This window comes from Blastococcus sp. SYSU DS0510, assembly GCF_054050835.1.
In genome coordinates, this window is the sequence record NZ_JBJHAC010000017.1 from 1 (window position 1) to 19,075 (window position 19,075).

Annotated in this window: 19 protein-coding genes, 1 pseudogene and 1 other annotated feature; of the genes and pseudogenes, 9 read left to right on the plus strand and 11 right to left on the minus strand. The window is 71.5% G+C overall.

What is annotated here, in order from left to right:
- Positions 1–143: 143 nt before the first annotated feature.
- Complete coding sequence (locus tag ACI79P_RS14395) at positions 144–368, plus strand: hypothetical protein (protein WP_456581740.1); 225 nt, start codon at positions 144–146, stop codon at positions 366–368.
- Here the strand turns inward: ACI79P_RS14395 and ACI79P_RS14400 are convergent.
- The 4 genes from ACI79P_RS14400 to ACI79P_RS14415 form a co-directional block, all read right to left on the minus strand.
- Positions 337–1,068 (minus strand): B3/B4 domain-containing protein, encoded by a 732-nt coding sequence (locus ACI79P_RS14400; RefSeq protein WP_456581741.1) that lies wholly within the window; start codon positions 1,066–1,068, stop codon positions 337–339. The two genes, ACI79P_RS14395 and ACI79P_RS14400, sit on opposite strands and share 32 nt — an antisense overlap.
- Positions 1,065–1,658, minus strand: a complete 594-nt coding sequence (locus ACI79P_RS14405) for a helix-turn-helix domain-containing protein (RefSeq protein ID WP_456581742.1) — start codon at positions 1,656–1,658, stop codon at positions 1,065–1,067. The genes ACI79P_RS14400 and ACI79P_RS14405 overlap by 4 nt, the downstream gene beginning before the upstream one ends.
- A 1,079-nt stretch (positions 1,659–2,737) precedes the next feature.
- Complete coding sequence (locus tag ACI79P_RS14410; RefSeq protein WP_456581743.1) at positions 2,738–4,543, minus strand: ATP-binding protein; 1,806 nt, start codon at positions 4,541–4,543, stop codon at positions 2,738–2,740.
- Positions 4,544–4,551: 8 nt separating this feature from the next.
- A complete protein-coding gene (locus ACI79P_RS14415) occupies positions 4,552–5,307 on the minus strand; it encodes a response regulator transcription factor (RefSeq protein ID WP_456581744.1) in 756 nt (251 codons plus the stop codon).
- A 475-nt stretch (positions 5,308–5,782) separates the two neighbouring features.
- On the opposite strand from ACI79P_RS14415, the gene ACI79P_RS14420 reads away from it, so the two are divergent.
- The 7 genes from ACI79P_RS14420 (at position 5,783) to ACI79P_RS14450 (ending at position 11,304) form a co-directional block, all read left to right on the plus strand.
- Positions 5,783–6,217, plus strand: a complete 435-nt coding sequence (locus ACI79P_RS14420; protein WP_456581745.1) for an ATP-binding protein — start codon at positions 5,783–5,785, stop codon at positions 6,215–6,217.
- Between the two features lie 247 nt (positions 6,218–6,464).
- Positions 6,465–7,268, plus strand: coding sequence for a phosphatase PAP2 family protein (locus ACI79P_RS14425; protein ID WP_456581746.1), 804 nt, complete (start codon positions 6,465–6,467; stop codon positions 7,266–7,268).
- A gap of 11 nt (positions 7,269–7,279) precedes the next feature.
- Positions 7,280–7,936, plus strand: coding sequence for a phosphatase PAP2 family protein (locus ACI79P_RS14430; protein WP_456581747.1), 657 nt, complete (start codon positions 7,280–7,282; stop codon positions 7,934–7,936).
- Positions 7,933–8,937, plus strand: a complete 1,005-nt coding sequence (locus ACI79P_RS14435) for an alpha/beta fold hydrolase (RefSeq protein ID WP_456581748.1) — start codon at positions 7,933–7,935, stop codon at positions 8,935–8,937. Before ACI79P_RS14430 ends, ACI79P_RS14435 begins: the two co-directional genes overlap by 4 nt.
- Positions 8,934–9,803, plus strand: a complete 870-nt coding sequence (locus tag ACI79P_RS14440; protein ID WP_456581749.1) for a metallophosphoesterase — start codon at positions 8,934–8,936, stop codon at positions 9,801–9,803. Before ACI79P_RS14435 ends, ACI79P_RS14440 begins: the two co-directional genes overlap by 4 nt.
- Before the next feature lie 122 nt (positions 9,804–9,925).
- Entirely contained in the window at positions 9,926–10,438 is a 513-nt protein-coding gene (locus tag ACI79P_RS14445) for a hypothetical protein (protein WP_456581750.1), read from the plus strand.
- Positions 10,435–11,304 (plus strand): alpha/beta fold hydrolase, encoded by an 870-nt coding sequence (locus ACI79P_RS14450; RefSeq protein ID WP_456581751.1) that lies wholly within the window; start codon positions 10,435–10,437, stop codon positions 11,302–11,304. The genes ACI79P_RS14445 and ACI79P_RS14450 overlap by 4 nt, the downstream gene beginning before the upstream one ends.
- A gap of 256 nt (positions 11,305–11,560) precedes the next feature.
- Here ACI79P_RS14450 and ACI79P_RS14455 read toward each other — a convergent pair whose 3' ends face one another.
- Both ACI79P_RS14455 and ACI79P_RS14460 read right to left on the minus strand, forming a co-directional pair.
- On the minus strand, positions 11,561–11,755 hold the full coding sequence (locus tag ACI79P_RS14455; protein ID WP_456581831.1) for a MerR family DNA-binding transcriptional regulator: 195 nt from the start codon (positions 11,753–11,755) through the stop codon (positions 11,561–11,563).
- Between the two features lie 520 nt (positions 11,756–12,275).
- Positions 12,276–13,229: an IS481 family transposase gene (locus ACI79P_RS14460; protein WP_456581752.1), complete on the minus strand. Its 954-nt coding sequence runs from the start codon at positions 13,227–13,229 to the stop codon at positions 12,276–12,278.
- 165 nt (positions 13,230–13,394) lie between these two features.
- On the opposite strand from ACI79P_RS14460, the gene ACI79P_RS14465 reads away from it, so the two are divergent.
- Positions 13,395–14,174 (plus strand): DUF389 domain-containing protein, encoded by a 780-nt coding sequence (locus tag ACI79P_RS14465; RefSeq protein ID WP_456581753.1) that lies wholly within the window; start codon positions 13,395–13,397, stop codon positions 14,172–14,174.
- Between the two features lie 743 nt (positions 14,175–14,917).
- Here ACI79P_RS14465 and ACI79P_RS14470 read toward each other — a convergent pair.
- The 5 genes and pseudogenes from ACI79P_RS14470 to ACI79P_RS14490 form a co-directional block, all read right to left on the minus strand.
- Positions 14,918–16,167 (minus strand): annotated as a pseudogene (locus ACI79P_RS14470) (IS3 family transposase).
- Positions 15,761–15,889, minus strand: a sequence feature (AL1L pseudoknot). (Overlaps the previous pseudogene by 129 nt.)
- Before the next feature lie 11 nt (positions 16,168–16,178).
- A complete protein-coding gene (locus ACI79P_RS14475; RefSeq protein ID WP_456581754.1) occupies positions 16,179–16,499 on the minus strand; it encodes a hypothetical protein in 321 nt (106 codons plus the stop codon).
- Positions 16,496–16,957 (minus strand): ABC transporter ATP-binding protein, encoded by a 462-nt coding sequence (locus ACI79P_RS14480; protein WP_456581755.1) that lies wholly within the window; start codon positions 16,955–16,957, stop codon positions 16,496–16,498. Before ACI79P_RS14480 ends, ACI79P_RS14475 begins: the two co-directional genes overlap by 4 nt.
- A gap of 8 nt (positions 16,958–16,965) precedes the next feature.
- Positions 16,966–17,109 (minus strand): ATP-binding cassette domain-containing protein, encoded by a 144-nt coding sequence (locus tag ACI79P_RS14485; RefSeq protein ID WP_456581832.1) that lies wholly within the window; start codon positions 17,107–17,109, stop codon positions 16,966–16,968.
- Positions 17,110–17,332: 223 nt separating this feature from the next.
- On the minus strand, positions 17,333–18,994 hold the full coding sequence (locus ACI79P_RS14490; RefSeq protein WP_456581756.1) for a response regulator: 1,662 nt from the start codon (positions 18,992–18,994) through the stop codon (positions 17,333–17,335).
- Positions 18,995–19,075 lie beyond the last annotated feature (81 nt).

Here is a 19,075-nt window from a genome sequence, read left to right on the forward strand (position 1 = left end):
ACCAGGCGGGCGAACCGCTCGAACGCCGGATCCGACCGCGGGGGCAGTGCCGTGCCCGAAGGCAGTGAGCCAGTCACACGTCCCCCCGGCGACAGGGACACGGCGCCGACGTCCCGATGAGTGAGCGGACCGAGGATACCGGGGTGCTGGTCGGTCCGACCCGGTTCGTCGACGACTCGCTCCCTTACGGCCGCGCGGCCGACATCCTGTCCGGGCCAGCACCGGCAGCCGCCCGGATCACCGACGTGCTGGGCCATCTTCCCCCGCTCGGGTCCACCGCCGCAGAGCAGGAGCGCGCGCTACTCCTCATCATCGTGGGCGTCGCCCGGGGGTGGATCAGGATGGTGCATTTCCGTCGGCGCGGGTGATCAGCCGGCGGTGGAAGGTGGCGTCCGGGCTGAGGGCGAGCAGCCCCTCGGTGAGCGCGTCGGCTGCGGAGTGTGCGTCGTCATCGGTGAGCGGGTCGAGCACGTCGAGGATGAAGACGGCACTGGTGGTGGCGGTGGTGATGCCGGTGCGCGTGCACTGGCGCCAGTTCCAGCGGCGGCAGGTGACGCCGACGTCGTCGCGCCAGACCACCTCGCCGACCTCCGGGGGCTCGACGACCGCCTCGCCGCCGGCGATGGTGTCGAAGGCCTCGGTGCCGTCGGCGCGGACGAGTCGCGGCGGGCTGGCGTAGGCGGCGCGATCCTCCCCACCGAAGGGCAGCATGGAGGCGATGGAGACGGCGTTGTAGACGTCGGTGATCCGGTCGATGCGCGGCAGGCCGCCGGGGTCGAGCCGGCGCATCAGCGCCTCCACGCTGGGCCGGGTGCGCTGCGGCTTGGCGCCGAAGGCCCGGTAGGCCTCCCGCCACGAGGCGAGGTGCGGCACCTCCCCGGGCTTGCGCCCGTCGAGCCGCTCCCGCGTGGTCACCTCGGCGGCGGCGAGGACCTGCTCGCTCCGTTCGTCGCTGGGGCCGCCCTGTAGGCCGTCGGCGGTCAGCAGCACCACGCGGTAGTCCGGCCGCAGCGCGAACACGGCATCGTCGACGGTGGCGGCGGCGAGCCACTGCTGGGGGTCGGTCACGAATGGGTCCCGGTGACGTGGGGCTGGAATACGGTGAGGGCGAAACGGGCGGGGCCGGCGGCGTCGGCGGGGTTGGCGTAGCCGTGGGCGATGTCGCCGGCGAAGGCCGCGGAGTCGCCCACGGTCAGCCGCTCGGTGCGGTCGCCGACGCGCAGGTCGACCGCGCCCTCTAGGACGAGCAGCAGTTCCCGGGTGCCGGCGCTGTGCGCCTCGCTGGTGTTCGCGTCGCCCGGCTGCAGCGACCAGTCCCACAGCTCGACGACGTCGGGCGGCTGGGTGCCGGCGACCAGGACCGCCTGCCCGCCGTGGTCCCCGTGCCACAGCACCGGCGCCCGCCCGGCCGCGGTCACGGTGAGGGCCTGCGGGCGCTCGACGTCGACCAGGACGGGCAACCCGACACCGAGGGCGTCGCTGATCCGCAGCAGCGTGGCGATGCTCGGGTTGCCCTCGCCGTGCTCGATGGTGATGACCATGCGCCGGCTGACCCCGGAGCGGTCGGCCAGCTCATCCAGCGTCCAGCCGCGGGCGGTCCGGTGCTGCCGAACCCGCTGCCCGATCACCTCGTTGACCGCGACCACTTCGGCCGTCATCAGTGCCGCCTCCCTTGCGTCATCCCCACCGCACCGATCTACGCTGCCTCCGAGAGTGCAACATAGTGCATCAGGAGGTGCGGTGATGCCGTGCAGGTGCACGGTTCGAACGACGAAGGGCTGCGGATGGAGACCCGGCTCGCGGTGGGAGGCCGTCCGTCCGGGGCGGGGCAGCCGCTCAACGTCCCGATCATCCCAGCGCCGGACTTCCACGCTGCGACGCCGGACGCGATGGGGCGGGAGTACTCCCGCGACGACGGCGACGTCGACGACCAGCCGGAGTCAGGAGAGGCGCGTCGCGGAGCTGACGGCTGGCCGGTGCGCGCGCAGCTGCGCCCAGGCCGCGATCGTCTCCGCCGACGGCCCCGACGGGGTCGGGGCGATGGAAGTCGGTTCTCCGTCCGGCGCACCCGTCCGGTCGCCGCCGCGGTGTCCACCCATGAGTTCGGGCAGCCTCCCGGCGAGCTCGTGCACTTCCTCGCCCTGTACGGCCAGGCCGTCGCCGATGGTGGCGTCGGGAGCCGAGCGGGCGTAGTCCCTGGCACGGTGCCCAGACCGCTCATGGCGTGGGTGGTGAACGGCAGGACCGTCCTGCCGGCGAGGTCGACGCTCTCCGCGAAGGTCGACATGATCATCGGCGGGTGACCCACCTCAATCGGTGGCCGGGCGTGCCGCACCGCGTTGCTGGCCAGTTCCTCGAACACCAAAGCAAGGCACTCAGCGGCCGCCTCGGTTCCATCGGAGGGCGCTTACCGTCGTGCAGTGCGGCACACAGTTGCAGGCGGCTGGCCGTGATGTCCGCGGCCCGGGCGCGGCTCCAGCGGCCCAGGGTGCGGGCGTGGGGCGGCCGCGCCGGGCGCGGACTGCGCCCACGTTCCGGCGTGGGGAGTCTGACTGCTGGGCTAGAAGATCTCCGGTCTCAAGTAAAGAACCGGGGGGTATAGGGACCTCGGCTACGGCACCTCGACGGAATGCCGCGCTGCTATGCCGCTATCAGACGAACAACCACAGCTCGAACAGTGACGAGCCGTCACCTTGTGAGTACCCACAGCGACGCTCGGCTAACCGCAGCTCGCTCGTCACGTGCGGCGGCGGGTGCCCGGCGGCGACCCGGGCAGGCGCCGGTGGCGGCCTTGGCCTGCGGGCGGTGGAGCTCGGCCTCGGTCCGGGTCCGCGGCTTCGTCCGCACTCCACCGCCGCAGCAGCTGCTCCAGGTCGCCGGGGTCGAGCGGTTTGGTGAAGTGAGCGTCGAATCCGGACTCCAGGGCCCGGGACCTGTCCCTGTCGCGGCCGAATCCGGAGATGGCGACGAACCGCGTCCGGCGGTGCTGCGCGGTACCGCGCAGCCGGCGAGCGACCTCGTAGCCGTCGACGTCCTCGCCGAGGGCGATGTCGCAGAGGACGACGTCGAAGGGATTCTCGGCCTGGGCGAGCCCGTCGCGGGCGGTGAAGGCGGCGGTGACTTCGTGGCCGCGGAGTGTCAGCACCGATTGGTAGGCGCGGGCGAGGTCCTCGTTGTCGTCGATGATCAGGATGCGCAGCGGCGTCGCCGGCCCGGGCGGTGTCGGTTCCGGGGAAGTCGCCCGGCTGCCGGTTGCGGCCGGTTCCCTGGCCGGCGTGGCGTCGGTCAGCTCGACGCGGAGCGGCAGCCGCATGGTGAACGTCGCGCCGGTGCCGGGACCGTCGCTGTGCGCGGTGACCGTGCCGTCGTGCAGCTGGGTGATGCCGCGGACGACGGCCAGCCCCAGGCCCAGGCCGCTGGGTGCCTGCCGCCGGGGATCCGGCTCGCGGTGGAAGGGTTCGAACAACCGCTCGGCGACGGTGGGGTCAAATCCGGGCCCGTTGTCCCGCACCTGTAGCTCGGCGTTGCCGTCGTCGGCGCTGAGCCGGACGCTGACCGCGGCGTCGGCTGGGGTGTACTTGCAGGCGTTGTCGATGAGGTTGGTCACCGCCTGGCCCAGGCGGACCGCGTCGCCGTCGAGTGGCACGGCCGTGTCGGGCAGTACCAGGTCGATGGTGCGGGCCGGTCCCCCGTGTGCGGATCCGACGTCGGCCACGACTTGCTCCACCAGCGCCCGCAGGTCCAAGTGGTGGCGCTGCACGGTGAGTCGTCCGGTCATCCCGCGGGCGGCGTCGAGCAGGTCGTCGGTCATGCGGGTCAGGGCCGCTGTCTGGCGGTCGAGCACCGCCAGGACCGGGTTCCCGGCGATGTCGAGGGCGAGGACGTCGAGGGCGGCTCGGACGGCGGCGAGCGGGTTGCGCAGTTCGTGCGCGAGCGTGGCGAGGAACCGGTCCTTCGCCTTGTCCTGTTCCTGCAGCTCCGCGGTGATGGTCTCCAGCCGGGCGACGGCCTCCCGCAAGTTGCGGTCGGCCTCCTGGATCTCGCTGGCGCGGTTGAAGAGGTCGGCCTCCAAATCCTCGAGACGTGTCTGCAGCGCCTCCTCGCCCCGCTCCTGCTCGACCCGCCGCAGCTGCCGTTCCCGGATGTAGTCCGTGACGTCCTCTACCCGGTGCAGCAGGAGCACCACGCGGCCGTGCTCGTCGAGCAACGGGACGTTGACCGGGCTCCAGTACCGCTCCACGAACTCGCCCGTCGTCCGGTCGAGGATGTCGTACTGCTGCAACGCCATCGTGTGCGGTTCTCCCGTGGACAGCACCCGCTCCAGCGAGGCCCGCAGGTGGCGCACCCCACTGGCTTGCGGGTTCTCCGGGTTGTCGGGGAAGGCGTCGAACAGATGGCGACCGACCACGTCGGCTCGCTGCGTCCCGGTGACCCGCTCCCGCGCCCGGTTCATCCCGACGATCACCAGCTCCGGCGTGAGAACCAGGAACGGGGCCGGAAGGGCGTCGAAGACCGCCGCGTAGTCGAGTTCGTCGGGAGTCATGGTGCGCCTCATGGGTCCAGTCGGTACCCCGCGCCGCGCACGGTCACGATCCGCGGGCTGGAGGCGCCGGCCTGGGTCAGCTTCTGCCGGATCCGGTAGACGTGCTCGGACACGGTGGCGTCGGCCCGCCCGGCGGCGGAGCCCCACACCTGCTCGAGCAGTTCGGCGGCGGAGTAGACCTGTCGCGGGGACCGGGCGAGCAGGGTGAGCAAGTCGTACTCGAGGGGACTGAGCGCCAGCCGGGTGCCGTGCACGCTCACCTCGTGCGCGGATGTGTCGACAACGAGCTCGCCCACCGGTACGAGGGGGCCGGCGGGCGGGGGTGCGGAGCGGCGCAGCACCGCTCGGATGCGCGCGGCCAGTTCGGGCAGGGAGAACGGCTTGACGATGTAGTCGTCGGCGCCGAGTTCCAGGCCGAGCAGCCGGTCGCTCTCCAGTCCGCGGCCGCTCAGGACGACGACGGGCACCTGGGGGTCGTCCTGGCGCAGAGTGCGGAGCAGATCCAGGCCGTTTCCGTCGGGCAGCCCGAGGTCGAGGACGACCAGGTCGATCGGGCGCCCTCGCAGCTGCTCCGCCCCGGTCCGCGTGTTGCTGGCGGTGAGCACCTCGAAGCCGTTCCGGGCGAGGTAGTTGCCGGCCATCGCGACCAAGTCGGCCTCGTCGTCGATCATCAGGACGACCGGGCGGGGCAGCGGCCGGGTCGACGACCCGTTGACGGCCGGATCCTTGACGTCCCGTTGATCCGGGAGTCGGGTCACAACCATGTCCTAAACCTATCAACAAGGGATGGAGTCGCTCGGGCAGGGACTCTTGACGACCTGGATCAGGCCGTCAACCACGCGCGGACACAGACGTCGGCTCTCCATGCTCGGATGCAACACAGACCACACTGGGGCCGATGGCACGTCGCCACCTAGGTCTAATCTCAACGTTGTCTCAACGCGCGGTCGAAAGGCTGGCCCGCAGCCGTGACCAAACTGGTCAGAACCACGAGGAATGCCTGTGTCAGACAATCTTGTCCCTTCGCCCCGACCTGCCCCCGGCCTCCCCGTGCCCGCTGACGAAGCTCCGACGGGATCGACGGGATCGACGGGCTCGGCCCGCCGGGTCGCCGAGAGCGCGGCGGCGAGGAAGACCGGCACCGGTAGCCCCCTGCTCCCCGCGGCGACGGCTACCGCCCCTTCGGTGCGGACGCCCTGGGTGCTCAGCCCGCGCCCAGTGCCCCGGTCCGACGTCCGCGTGTTGAACCGCTGGCGCCCGATGCGGGTCGCGGACGTCACGGCCGCCCGCAGGCAACTCGGCGCCGCTCTGCACGACGGCGTGCGCCCCCCGGGTGCGACCGAGGGGGGCGTCGAACGGCTCCTTCTGGCGTTCGAGGAACTGGTCAGCAACGCCCTGCGGCATGGCCGGCCGCCGGTCGAGGTGACGGTGACCGACCACGGCCACTGCTGGCTGCTCGAGGTTGCCGACGCCGCCGGCGACGTGCCACCGACTCCCGACCCGGGCCGGGACGCCGCGCTCGGGGGACTGGGCCTGGCCCTGGTCGCCGAGATCAGCGGTGCCCACGGTTGGGAGCCGCTCGGGAACGGGCGCAAGACGGTGTGGGCCCGTGTGGACTACACGCGCGAGGAGGCGCCCCCTTCGTCGTCCTGTGCCCCGGCCGACCAGTCGTGACCCCGAGTAGCCGGCCGCTGTCGCGGCCGCTACCTCGAGTAGCTGTGCACCCACCGGGTCACCGACCGGCTTTCCTCCGAGCGGTCTGCCGAGACGGCCTCCGGTCGGGTCGCACCCGACGAGCCGGTTCCGGTGGGGCCGCAGTCCCGTCCATCGGCGAGGGCCGCCCGGCCGATGTCCCGGAACCGCGTTAGGCTGCCTGCGGTCCAAGGGGGGCCTGATCGGTAGCCCTCGATCGGTGAGAGCCATGTTGCCGCTCCGTACCGCACGCGATGACTCCTGGGGAATCGGCCGCTTCGAGCTGCGCGCCTTCCTCGGATGGGCCGCGCTGGTGGTCGGCGCTGCGCCGTTCCTGCTGCTGTGGATGCTGGTGCAACGCTCCTGGTCGCCGCTGGAGTCGCTGGACGGCGATGTCGCCGCCGCCCTCAACGAGCGCGTCAGCGACTCACCACATCTGGTCTCCGCGTTGAGAGTGGTCACCGATCTGGGAGGCACCGGGGTCGCCGTCCTGGTCATGACCTTGGCGACGGCCTTCCTGCTGCTCCGGCGGCAGCGTCGGCTCGCGGCGTTCGTCGCGACCGCCGGCCTAGGGCTGGCCGTGCTGGGGCCGGTGACCAAGGCGATCGTCGACCGGGCCCGTCCGGTGGTGGACCCCCCGATCGTCGACACACCCTTGAACACCAGCTTCCCGAGCGGTCACGCGATAACCGCCCTGGTGGTGTGGGGAACGCTGCTTCTGGTCGCCCTGCCCTCCGTACGCCGCCGGGCCCGCCCGTGGCTGATCTCTGCCACGGCGCTGCTCGTGGTGCTGGTCGGTCTCACCCGGCTGGCCCTGGGCGTGCACTTCGTCTCCGACGTCCTCGCTGGGTGGGCGCTGGGTGCCAGCTGGCTCGCGATCACCGCCGCGGCGTTCCTGGATGGCAGCGCGACTTGGGCCACATCGTCGATGAGCCGCTGGACCCGCTGGACGTGCCACCGGGCGAGGCGGTGCACCTCGCGCCCACCCCCGAACTTGCAGCGCCGCACCGGCAGGGCGCCGCGCTGCGGCTGATCGGGGTTGCCGTGGTTCTGTTCGCCTTGCTCAGCGGGCTGGGTCTGCTGGTCACCGCGGTACTGAGCGACACCTGGCTGGGCCGGCTCGACCGCGCCGGCATCCAGACGTTCGTCGATCTGCGCAGCGCCGACCTCACGGCGGTCATGGAGGCCGTGGGCCGGCTCTCGGGCACCCGCGCGGTGATCGCCGTCGGGCTCGCCGTGGCGGTGCTGGGCCTGGCGGTGGCGGCGAGCTGGCGCCCTGTCGTCTTCGTCGTGGTGACGCTCGTCGGCGAGGTGGGCCTGTACTTCTTCAGCGCGCAGGTGGTCGACCGGCTGCGGCCCAGCGTGGCCGACCTGACCTCCGGGCTGCCGAGCGGGGCGAGTTGGCCCTCCGGGCACGCTGCCGCGGCCGCTTCTCTGTACGGGGCGTTGGCCGCGCTGGTCATCGGCTACGGCCGTGGCCGGCGGCGGTGGGCAGTACTGGCCGTGCCGGTGGTGCTGGCCCCGGCCATCGGCATCTCCCGCATCTACGAGGCTGCCTACTACCCCACCGATGTGCTGGCCGGGCTGCTGCTGGGTGGCCTGTGGGTGTACGCCGGCGCCCGGGTGCTGCTGCCCGCCCCCGGCGAGGGGATTCGGGCGGGCACAGCGGCCCGGCCTGCCGCCGCCCGGGAGCGGCAGTGAGCGCGCGCGGCGTCCTGGCCGGGGCGGCGGGCGTCGCCGGCGTCGCCGGCCTTCGCCTCCACCGGGCCCACCGCACTGCCCGGAACCTTGTCGCGGCCACGCCCGGCATCCGCACCGACGACGGGGTGAGCTTGCACGTCGAGGTCGGTGGGGCGGCAGATGCGCCGGTGACCGTTGTCCTCGCGCACGGCTTCGGTGCCCGCGCCGCAATGTTTGACCCGCAGTGGGCGGCGCTGGAGGGGCATGTCCGCCTGGTGCGGTATGACCAGCGCGGCCACGGCGCCAGCGGCTGGGCCGGGGTTCGGTCGGCCACCCCCCGCCGGCTGGGCCGCGACCTCGGCCAGGTGGTCGACCAGCTGGGTGGGCCGGGGTCGGTCGTGGTCGTCGGCCACTCCATGGGCGGGATGGCGGTGCTGGCCCTGGCCGCGCAGCGGCCGGAGCTGTTCGGCGGGCGGATCGCCGGCGTCGCGCTGATGTCCACGCTGGCCGGCCCGCTGCCTGCGGCCGGGCAGGACGCTGAAGAAGGCCGTCTCCGGGCGGCGCTGGCGTCCGCCGGGGCGTGGCTGCTCTGGCTGACCGCTCCTCTGCTGGGCGTGCTGCACCCGTTCCGGTCCGCGCCGGTGCAACGTCTGCTGCGGTCCCGGCTGTTCGCCGGCTATCCACCCGAGGACGACGCCCGGTCGATCATCCGGATGTGGCAGCAGACGCCGGCCGCGGTGCTGGCCGCCTTCCTGCCCGGCCTGGCCCGCTACGACCGGCGGACGGCGGCCACTGCGCTACGCGACCTCCCGGTGCTGGTTCTCGCCGGCGCCGAAGACGCCACCATCCCCGCCACCGCCGCCGAGACGCTGGCTGAGCGGAGCGGGCCGTGGGCCCGGTTGGTGCTGGTTTCCGGAGCCGGGCACATGGTCAATCTCACCCACGCGGACGCGGTGAACGCCGCGCTGGGAAACCTGCTGGACCTCGCCCGGGCACGCCACGGGGAACGGAGAGTGTCGTGAAGCGCTGGCTGGTTCGCATCGGCATCGCGGTCGGGGTGCTCGTCGTCCTCCTGCTGGTGTACGGGGTGCTCATCGAGCCGCGGCTGATTCTCGACGAGGAGCGGGCCGACGTGCCGATCGCGCAGCTCGACGACGATCTCGCCGGCACCGAGGTCGCGGTGATCGCGGACTTCCAGATCGGCATGTGGTGGGGCAACCCCGGTATGTCGCGGCGGGCCGTGGAGACCGCGGTCGCCGCCGAGCCCGATGTGGTGCTGCTGGGCGGGGACTTCCTCTACAGCTCCACCCCGGACATCGAGCCACGCATCGACACAGTGCTGGAGCTGCTGGAGCCATTGCGGGACTCGGGCATCCCCGCGTTCGCCGTGCTGGGCAACCACGACTACGCCATCGGGGCGGTCGAGGAACTCATCACGGCCCTGGAGGAGCACGGCACCCCGGTGCTGCGCAACGAGGCCGAGCCGGTGCCCGGACTGGCCGGTGACCTGTTTGTCGTGGGCCTCGGCCCGGCCAAGCCGAACCGGGTCGACATCGACGCCGCCCTGGCCGACGTCCCCGACGGCGCACCCCGGGTCGTGCTGATGCACAACCCGACTACCTTCCCCGACCTGCCCCCCGGCAGCGCACCCCTCGCCCTGGCCGGGCACACCCACTGCGGCCAGATCGCCCTGCCCGGCGCTCCGCGCTGGACCTACATGGGACTGACCAGCGAGGAGGAGATCGTCGCCGACGGCTGGGCCCCGGACGGCTACGGCGCCCAGGGCAACCGGATGTTCGTCACCTGCGGCACCGGCTTCAGCATCGCACCCATCCGGATCAACGCCCCGCCCCAGGTCGCGTTCTTCGAGCTGCAGCCCGAGGCCTGAGACCAGGGCCGGATGACAGGTCGATGACGAGAAAGGCACCACCGGCAGTTCGGCTCGCCGGTGCACCCACGCCCGGTGAGCCAGGAGTCCGTGCGGCGCACGGACAGGGAGGAGACCCGTCCATGTCCACGCACCGTTCCCGGTTGGCCGGCCCCGCGTTGGCGGCCGCCCTGGCACTGTCCGGCACCGGCCTGGTTGCCTGCACCGGTCACGACGAGGACAACCCGCTGGCACCGAACGCCCCGGTGCAGCTACCGGACATCCGCGGAGCCGAGGACATCGACGACGCCTACAGCGGCGTTCTGGACGCAGCCTTCCGCGAGGACCTCGACGCCTACGACGGCATCGAGGTCACCTTGCTCGCCGAGGTCGCCGAGGTCATCTCCCCGCGGGTCTTCACCGTCACCTCCCCCGACGACGCCGGCGTGGAGCCGGCACTGGTGGTCGCCACCGCCGGGGCCGGGGGCCCCGAACCGGAGGCCGGTACACCGCTGCTGCTCGCCGCGACGCCGGTCGACGACTTCGACGCCGAGGCCGTCGCCGAAGAGCTTCTCCTCGATCTCGACGAGGAGGCGGTCGAGGAATGGGACGGTGAGACCTTCCTCGTTGCCACCATCGTGGAGCCCGCTCCGTGACCGACCTGCGCTCCTTCGACGGCACCCGGCTCGCCCTCACCGTCCAGGGCCCCGATGGCGCGCCGACCGTCGTCCTCGTGCACGGCCTGGGACTGTCCACCGAGTCCTGGGGCGAGGTCCCCGAGCGACTGGCCGGCAGCCACCGGGTCGTCGGCTACGACCTGCGCGGCCACGCCCAGAGCGGCGACGCCCGCGCCGGGGGGTACGGATTGGAGGCCCACGGCCGCGACCTGGCGGCGGTGCTCGACGCCTGCGTCCCCCATGGCGAGCGGGCGGTGGTGGTGGGCCACAGCCTCGGCGGCGGGATCATCCTCGCCGCCGTCGCCGAGACCGGCACCGCCCGGATGGCCGGGGCGGTCTTCGCCGGGTCCGGCGGCTCCGGGGTCACCGCGCCCGGCCTGCCCGCCCGGAATCTGCCGCCCCGGGTGGCCACCACACTGCAGCGCGGCTGGTTCGGCATGCTGCGGATCACCGCACTGGTGGGACGCCGGCTGAGATGGGCCGAGACGATCTCCGACTGGCTGGTCCGCCGCTTCGCCTTCGCCCCTGGCGAACCGGCCGAGCTCGTGGCCCGGGTGCGGGAGAGCTTCCTGTCCACGCGCCCGCTGGCGCTGGCCGGGACGACGCTGGCCAGCGTCCGCCACGACGGCCTGCGGCTGGCTCCAGGCCTCGACGTCCCCACGCTCGTGCTGCACGGCACCGAGGACCCAGAGGTACCCGACGACGAAGTGATCCAGCTGATGTCGGCGCTGCCCGACGGCGAGCTGGTCAGCTATCCGGGTGCCGGCCACATGCTGCCGCTGACCAATGGTGCCGAGGTCGCCTGGCAGATCGCTCGCTGGGTCGCCCGGGTCCGCCCCGCATGAGCGAGAACCGCTTCTAGCCGTTCATCCACCTCGTCGAGGTCGGACCCGACCGCGCTCTGATCGCCTGGGATGGCTTCCGGTTCCGCCAGGACTCCCAGTGCCCGGAGGGACGCGGCCGACGCCTGGGTCCGTTCCAGCCGCCGTTCCATCCGGCTCAAGTGCGCCACGATGGCGGCATTGCGCGCCTCGACGTCGCGCGCGCCGATCACCCTCTTCAACGTCCTCGAGTGGGATGCCGAGATCTCGCAGCCGCGGATCACTTGGGCCGTGCCGACCTGGGCCGGGCGGTAGTGCCGGTACCGGTGTCGGGATCAACGGCCGCGGGTTGCAGCAGCCCGGTCTCGTGGTAGTGCCGCAGCGCCTTCACGCTGAGGTACGTCATCCGCGAGAAGTCGCCGATGTCACTAGCGCTCGCATGGGCCTGACTTCGGCGTCTCCCCCAGGGCGGCAGTCAACCTCGGCTCACATCCCGAGCAGCTGCTCCACGCGGAGGTAACGTCCCGCTGAGTGGTGGATGTAGTCCTCACCGTGTTGGTCAGCGGTGTGGTGACTATGCCGTGAGCATGGCCGGTGCCGCCAGTGATGCGGCTGGGTCCTTCGGTCACGGGTGGCGTGCGACAGCCCGACGCTGTCGTAGAGCCCCAACAGGCACCGCCGGCGCACTGGTGCTGTCGCGGGGGCACAGGCAGGTCCTGAACCGGGATCCGGTCACCGCCCCCGAAGACCCGTAACGGCTGGCAGACCAAATCAATTTATCTAGCTCCGCAGGAAGCCTGCTCCGAGGGACATGCCGCCATCATTGGGCGCTCCCCGAGCGACGCTTCCCCCAGTAGATGAAGCGGTCGAACACCGCGCTAACGCCTCGTCTGCGGACGCGACGTTGAAAGTGGTGGCCGCGGGGCCCGAGCAAGCCGCTCACTGGCACTACCGCGTGGGATTGGCCCCCTAGCCGTAGCGACCAGACAGGTTGTTCACGCGGCGAGGCGGCTGATCGGTGGCTGACCTTTGAGGGCAGAGTGGCTGCGGACAGTGTTGTAGTGCTCCAGCCAGCTGTCCAGTGCGGCGGTGCGCTGGTCGTTGCTGGTCCAGCCGGTGGTGTAGGCCCACTCGGCTTGCAGGGTGCGGTTGAACCGCTCGGCCTTGCCGTTGGTCCAGGGGCAGCCGGGCTTGATGAACCGCCGGCCGATGCCCAGGCAGGCGCAGGCGGCGATCCAGGCCGCGCCACGGCGGTAGCTCAAGGCGTTGTCGGTCAGCACCCGCTCCAGGGTGACGCCGTGGCCGGTGAACCAGGCCGCCGCCCGGGTGAGGAAACCCGCGCAGGTGTCGGCTCGCTCATCGGGCAGGACTTCGGCGTAGGCCAGCCGGGTGTGGTCGTCGATGGCCACGTGCACGTAATCCCAGCCCAGGCCCCGGCCGCGGACTTCCTCGGAGCGGCCGTGCACCCGCCAGCCACCGCCGTCGGGGATCCGGCCCAGCTTCTTCACATCGACGTGCAGCAGCTCCCCGGGCCGCTCACGTTCATAGCAGCGGTCGCTGTGCCGCCGCCCGCGCAACAGCTCGCCGGTGAGCCGATCGACCTCGGCCAGCCGCGGCATGCCGGCGCGGGCGATCACCACCCCGATGGTGGAGGCCGCGATGCCCAGGATCGCGGCCAGCCGCAGCGGGCCGGCGTGGTGCTCGATGCCGGCAGCCACGATCGCCGCGGCCGTCTCCGGGGCCGTCTTCCGCGGGGACCGGTGCGGCCGGGACGAGCGGTCGAGCAGCCCGGCCTCGCCCTCGGTGCGCCAGCGGCCCATCCACTTGTAGACCGTCTGCCGGCTCACGCCGAGCTGCTTGGCCATCTCACCGGGGCGGTGACCGGCCAGGACACGGGCGACGATCAGCTTGCGGGCATACAGGGTGGTACGGGCATTAGCGTGGGCCACGGAGACCTCCGGTTGGGACTGGTGACGCCAAGCACCACCACTCTTTCCGGAGGTCTTCCTCATGATCAAGCCACCACGCCGACTGTCAACAACGTCCGTGGTCGCGACACCTAGCCCGCGGCGCCGGGCATGCCGGGTGGCCTTCTGCGGCTCAGGATGATCCACGTGCCCGCCTTCACGCCTCGACCCTTGATGGACGAGGACACCGTCAGCAAGACCGCCTCCCAGGTTCAACTGTCTGCCACCTATCTGCTGTATATGGCCACCGCCGGGGTGCTCGCCTCGGTTGCGCTGCTGTCGGGCTCGGTTCCCATCCTGATCGGGTCGATGATCGTGGCGCCGCTGATGCCTGCGCTGGCGCTGATTCCATTCGCGCTAGTGGCGCGGCGACGCGGCGAGGCCGCGCGCGGCCTGAGCGTCGCGCTTGTCGGCCTCGCCCTGGCCTTCGCCACCGCGTGGAGCACCACCGCCGTGATGGGTGCGCTCGGCGTCATTGCCTCCGACGCCGCGCTGCTGACCCAGCCCCTGCTGCAAGAACGGGTCCATCCGGGATGGTGGTCCATGGCCGCCGCGGTGGCCGCCGGCCTGGCTGGGACCACCGCTCAGGCCCGCGAGAAGACCGATACCCTCATCGGCACCGTCGCGGCCCTGGCCCTGGTGCCCGCCGTCGGCGCGTCAGCGGTCGCGGCGTACGTCGGCGCGACAGCACCCGTCCTCGGCGGGTTGCTGCTCCTTGGCATGAATGTCGGCCTGATCGTCGGAATGGGGATCATCGCTCTCCTGGTCTCCGCGGGAAGGGGAGGGCTTCGCCCCCTGGCACTGGCGCCGGTCGCCATCGTCGTCGTCGTAGGTCTGTTGCTGGTCTGGGCCCAATCGACCGACACGGTGCGGGAGAGTCCCCCGAACTCCGCCCCTACGTCGAGCACGGCGTCCGGGCCGGTCTGAGCGCGCTATGTCAACGGCGGGCGAAAACTGACCCCCTAGCGGCAGGCGGGTTCCACGGCTTGTCGCAACGCGGAAGCGAGGAGCCGCTCCAGCCGCAATGTGGCGCTGAGGCACGTGAAAAGCACGGCGTCCGCCTGACTCGGCCCTGAGCAGCAAAGATGGCACCTGAGTGCCCAGCCTTCCAAGCTGACTGTGCGGGTTCGATTCCCGTCACCCGCTCCACCGCGGTGTCGCGGGACACCGGTCACAGGTATCCCTCGACATCGTTCACGTTCGCGCGGTTAGCAGGCGCCCTCTCCCTGAGGACCGACGTCCGCCAGGTGATCGTGACCGGACACGCACCTTTAGTGACGGGCCTGCGATCCGTCGAGGAAGTCGTCGTCTCGTGATCGAGGTTGTTGTCGCCCAGGGACGCCGCCGAGTAGACCCACCGTCACCAGTACCCGGTAACCGTCGTCTCCAAGGAGCAGCTAGCGCAAGATCGCGATCCGGATGACCGTCATAGGAGCAGTCGCGGTCTTGACGCCGCTCATCGCGGCTTCTCCCGCCGGCGCCGCTCAGGGCTGCACCGGCGCGACCGCAAGCACGACGGCCCGGCACGTCGTGCCGTTCGGAGGGATCATCGTGGGGCCAACAGCGTCTGCCCCTGGGAACTTCGGGCAGACGGTCATCAGGCCAGATGGGACCGCGCCGCACGACGCGTGCCCGTAGCCCCCCATAGGACGGACTGTCCCGCCCCGGGTTTAGTGGAGGCTCGGAACTGACGCGGCGACGGTAGCCGCCGCGGTGTTGTGTCCGTAGAAGGTGTCCTCGTGCTCGGCCGGTGGGACGAGTCCGATCTCGCCGTGCAGGCGTCGGTGGTTGAACCAGTCGATGTACTCGGCGACGGCGATCTCGAGGTCGTCGACGCTCTTCCAGGGGCCGCGGTTGCGGACCAGCTCGGCCTTGAACAGCGAGTTGAACGCCTCGGCCAGCGCGTTGTCATACGAGTCACCGGTCGAGCCGACGGAGGCGACTGCGCCGGCCTCGGCGAGGCGCTGGGTGTAGCGCACGGCGACGTACTGAACGCCCTTGTCCGAGTGGTGGACCAGCCCGGTCACGTCGTGGCCGGCTCGCCGGCAGGTCCAGATGCCCATCTCCAGCGCATCCAGAGCCAGGTCGGTGCGCAGCGACCTCGACAGCTGCCAGCCGACCACCCGGCGGGAGTAGACGTCGATGACGAAGGCGGCGTACACCCACCCGGAGAAGGTGCGGCAGTAGCTGATGCCAGCGACCCACAGCTGGTCCGGGTCGGTTGCGGTGAACGCCCGGTCGACCAGGTCCGGGCGGGTGTCCGGCCCGGTGCCGGGCACGGTGGTCCGCGGGCCCTTGGCCCGCGTGATGCCGCGCAGTCCGGCGGCGCGCATCAGTCGCTCGACGGTGCAGCGGGCCACCGGATGACCCTGTCGGCGCACTTCGGCATGCACCTTGCGGGCGCCGTGGACCCCGTAGTTCTCGGTGTGCGCCTTCTCGATGACCGCGGTGGTGGCCGCGTTGGTGACCGACCGCGCCGAGGGCGGCCTCGACCGGTGCGCGTAGTAGGTGCTCGGGGCGATCTTGACGCCGGCGTCGGTGAGGACTGCGCAGATCGGCTCGACCCCGTGTTCGAGCTTGTGCTGATCGATGTAGTCGACGATCAGCGAGACGGGCGGTCGAGCTCCGCCGCGAAGAAAGCCGACGCGCTCTTCAAGATCGCGTTCGCCCGGCGCAGCTCTCGCACCTCGCGCTCGAGCTCGGCCAGCCGGGTGGCGTCATCGGTCGTGGTGCCCGGCCGGTGCCCGTCGTCGATCTCGGCCTGGATGACCCAGTTGCGCAACGTCTCGGCGTTGATGCCCAACTGCTCGGCGATCCGCTTCAACGCGCCGGTCCGGGTCGCCGGATCACGCCGCGCCTCGACCGCCAGTCGGGTCGCCCGCTCACGCAGCTCGTCGGGGTACTTCCTCGGTGCCGCCATGACTCTCATCCTCACGTGGATTGAGAGCCTCCATCAGACCCGGGGCGGGACACCTGTGCCCGGTGCAACCGCCGCCCTTCGGCCTGACGCACCAGCGGGTGGCCGGCCACCTGCTCGACGAGGCCGGCCGGAAAGGGACCGGTGCTGAGCACGGCTGCTGGCTGGTTCGCCGCCCGCAGATTGGCGGCGAAGGACGCCTCGACCGCCGTGGCGGCCAGGAACATGCCCGCGACGGCCGCCGCGCCGACGGCCAGGGAGACGATCACCAGCAACGACCGGAGCTTGTCGGTGAGCAGGTCGGCGCGGACCTTCCGCCTGTGCGCGCCGGTCATCGCGCGCCCGTCGCGTCCTCGGTCACAGTGCCGTCGAGAAGCAGGACGGTGCGGCCGGTCCGTTCGGCCACCTCGGGGTCGTGGCTCGCCAGGAGCACGGTGCGGCCGCTGTCGACCAGCCCGTCGAACAAGGCGAGCATCGACGCGGCCGAGGCAGAGTCGAGGTTGCCGGTCGGCTCGTCTCCCACGATGAGCGCCGGATCGTTGGCCAGGGCCCGGGCGATCGCGGCGCGCTGCTGCTGGCCGCCGGAGACCTGGGACGGCAGCTTGTCGGCGTGCCCGGCGAGCCCGACCCGAGCCAGCAGGTCACGCGCGATCTCCGGGCGCTCCCCCCGGCCGTGCACGCCGCACAAGTCCATCGGCAGCGCCACGTTGTCCGCCAGGCTGAGCGTCGGCAGCAACTGGAAGACCACACCGACGTTGTGTCCCCGCCACCGTGCCGCATCGTCCGCGCTCAAGTCAGAGATCAGGACGCCGTCGACCTCACCCGGCCGGCGGTGGGCCGGTCGATCGCGGTCACCAGGTTCAGCAGGGTCGATTTGCCCGAGCCGGAGGGGCCCACCACGCCTAGGAACTCGCCGGCCCTAACCGTCAGGTCGACCGCGTCCAGGGCGGTGAAGCTGACCGAACCGGTGGTGTACGTCTTGGCGAGGGCTCAGCGATATCAGCGCGGCGCCCTCGGCGCCCGTGCTCGTCTGGTCCCGCGCCGGTGACGGCGGAGGAGACCACGACGTCGTGATGCGACGCATGCCGGCCACGCTAGGCAGCGGCGACCGGAGTCAGAACCGCCCGGAGAAGGGGTGCGTCCCCGTCGAAAGGAGGAGCCGAGGCCCTCACACGTCCTTGAGCAGGTCCGCGTAGCCCACGGTGCCCGGCTGGACGAAACCCGTCTCGTAGGCCAGGACGACGGCCTGGACCCGGCTGCGCAGGTGCAACTTGACCAGCATGTTGCTCACGTGCGACTTCACGGTCGCCTCCCCCAGGAACAGGGCCGCCGCCACCTGTGCGTTCGACATACCTCGCGAGAGCATCGTGAGCGCCTCGCGTTCCCGGCTGCTCAGCTGCTCCAGCAGTTGCGGGTCGACGGCGCCGGCAGGCTCGTCACGCTGCCGCATCGCATAGTCGATCAGCGACCGGGTCATCGCCGGATCGACCAGCGCGTCGCCGCGCACCACCGTTCGCACCGCCTCGATCAGCGCAGACGGCTCGATGTTCTTGAGCAGAAAGCCGGCTGCACCCGCCCGGACCGCGCCGTCGACGTATTCGTCGAGCTCGAAGGTGGTGATGACGACGACACGGACCTCCGGGCAACGCTGAGCGATTACTGAAGTCGCCGCGATGCCGTCCATGATCGGCCTCCGAACGTCCATCAACGCCACATCCGGACGAAGCTCCTCCGCGACAGCTATCGCGGCGGTGCCGTCGCCGACCTCGCCGACGACCTCGATGTCGTCCTCGCCGTCCAGCACCATGCGGAAGCCCAAACGCACGACCTGCTGGTCATCGGCGAGCAGAACCCGGATCACGTCACCACCGCGGCCGGGCCGCCGACGGGAACCTGACTTGGCGGCGCCTTGACTGTCCGCGTGGCCGGTGGGCAGCGTGGCCTCGACCCGGCAGCCGCCCCGCGGGCTGGGGCCGAAGACCATCGCACCCCCATGCAGTTCGGCGCGCTCGGCCATGCCGACCAGCCCGTGCCCGGTCGGCGTGCAGCCCCCATCCAGGCCGCGCCCGTTGTCATCGACCTGCAGATGCAGGTCCTCGCCGTCGAACCACACCTGTACCCACACCCGCTCGGCAGCACCATGCCGGATGGCGTTGGTGAGCGCCTCCTCCACGATCCGGTAAGCGTTGAGCCCCAGCGCGCGAGCGACCGAGACACCGGTCGTGTGGAGGTCCTCGTGCACGACCAGCCCGGTGCGGCGGAAGGACTCGAGCAGGTCCGGCAGGTCCTCGAGAGTCGGCTGAGGAACCAGCTCGTCCCGACCACCGGCGGCGACCTCCCCTCGGAGTGTCCCGACGAAGCTGCCCATCGCCGTCACGGCCTCCGAGCCCGCTTCGGCGACGTAGCCGAGGGCGTCGAGAGCCGCTTGCGGGTCGCGCTCGGCGACATGGTGGCCGGCCCGAGCGTGAACCGTCATGGCGCTGATGTGGTGGGCAACGACATCGTGTAGCTCCCGGGCGATGCGGAATCGCTCCGCCTCGACGGCGTGGTCGGCGGCCTGCTGCCGCAGGACCACGAGTTCGGCGTTGCGCCTGGTGAGCTCGGCGGTAGTGCGACGCGCGTTGCGCACGGCCTGGCCGAGCACGACCGGCAGCACCGAGATCCCGGCGATCAGGATGAGATCGCCGGCGACTTCGTCCACGACGAGCTCTGGCCAATAGTCCAGGTGCCCGATGACGAGCGCGAGCGCGGAGATGCCAGCTACGGGCGCCGGTCGGACCCGCTTCCGGTAGGCCACGAGGGTGTAGCTGACGACGGCCAGGAACTCCATACCGGTCGTGGCGAAGACGACGGTGAGCAGACCAGCGGCGTAACTGGCCGCGGGCCAGCGGCGCCGAACAGTCAGAGCGAC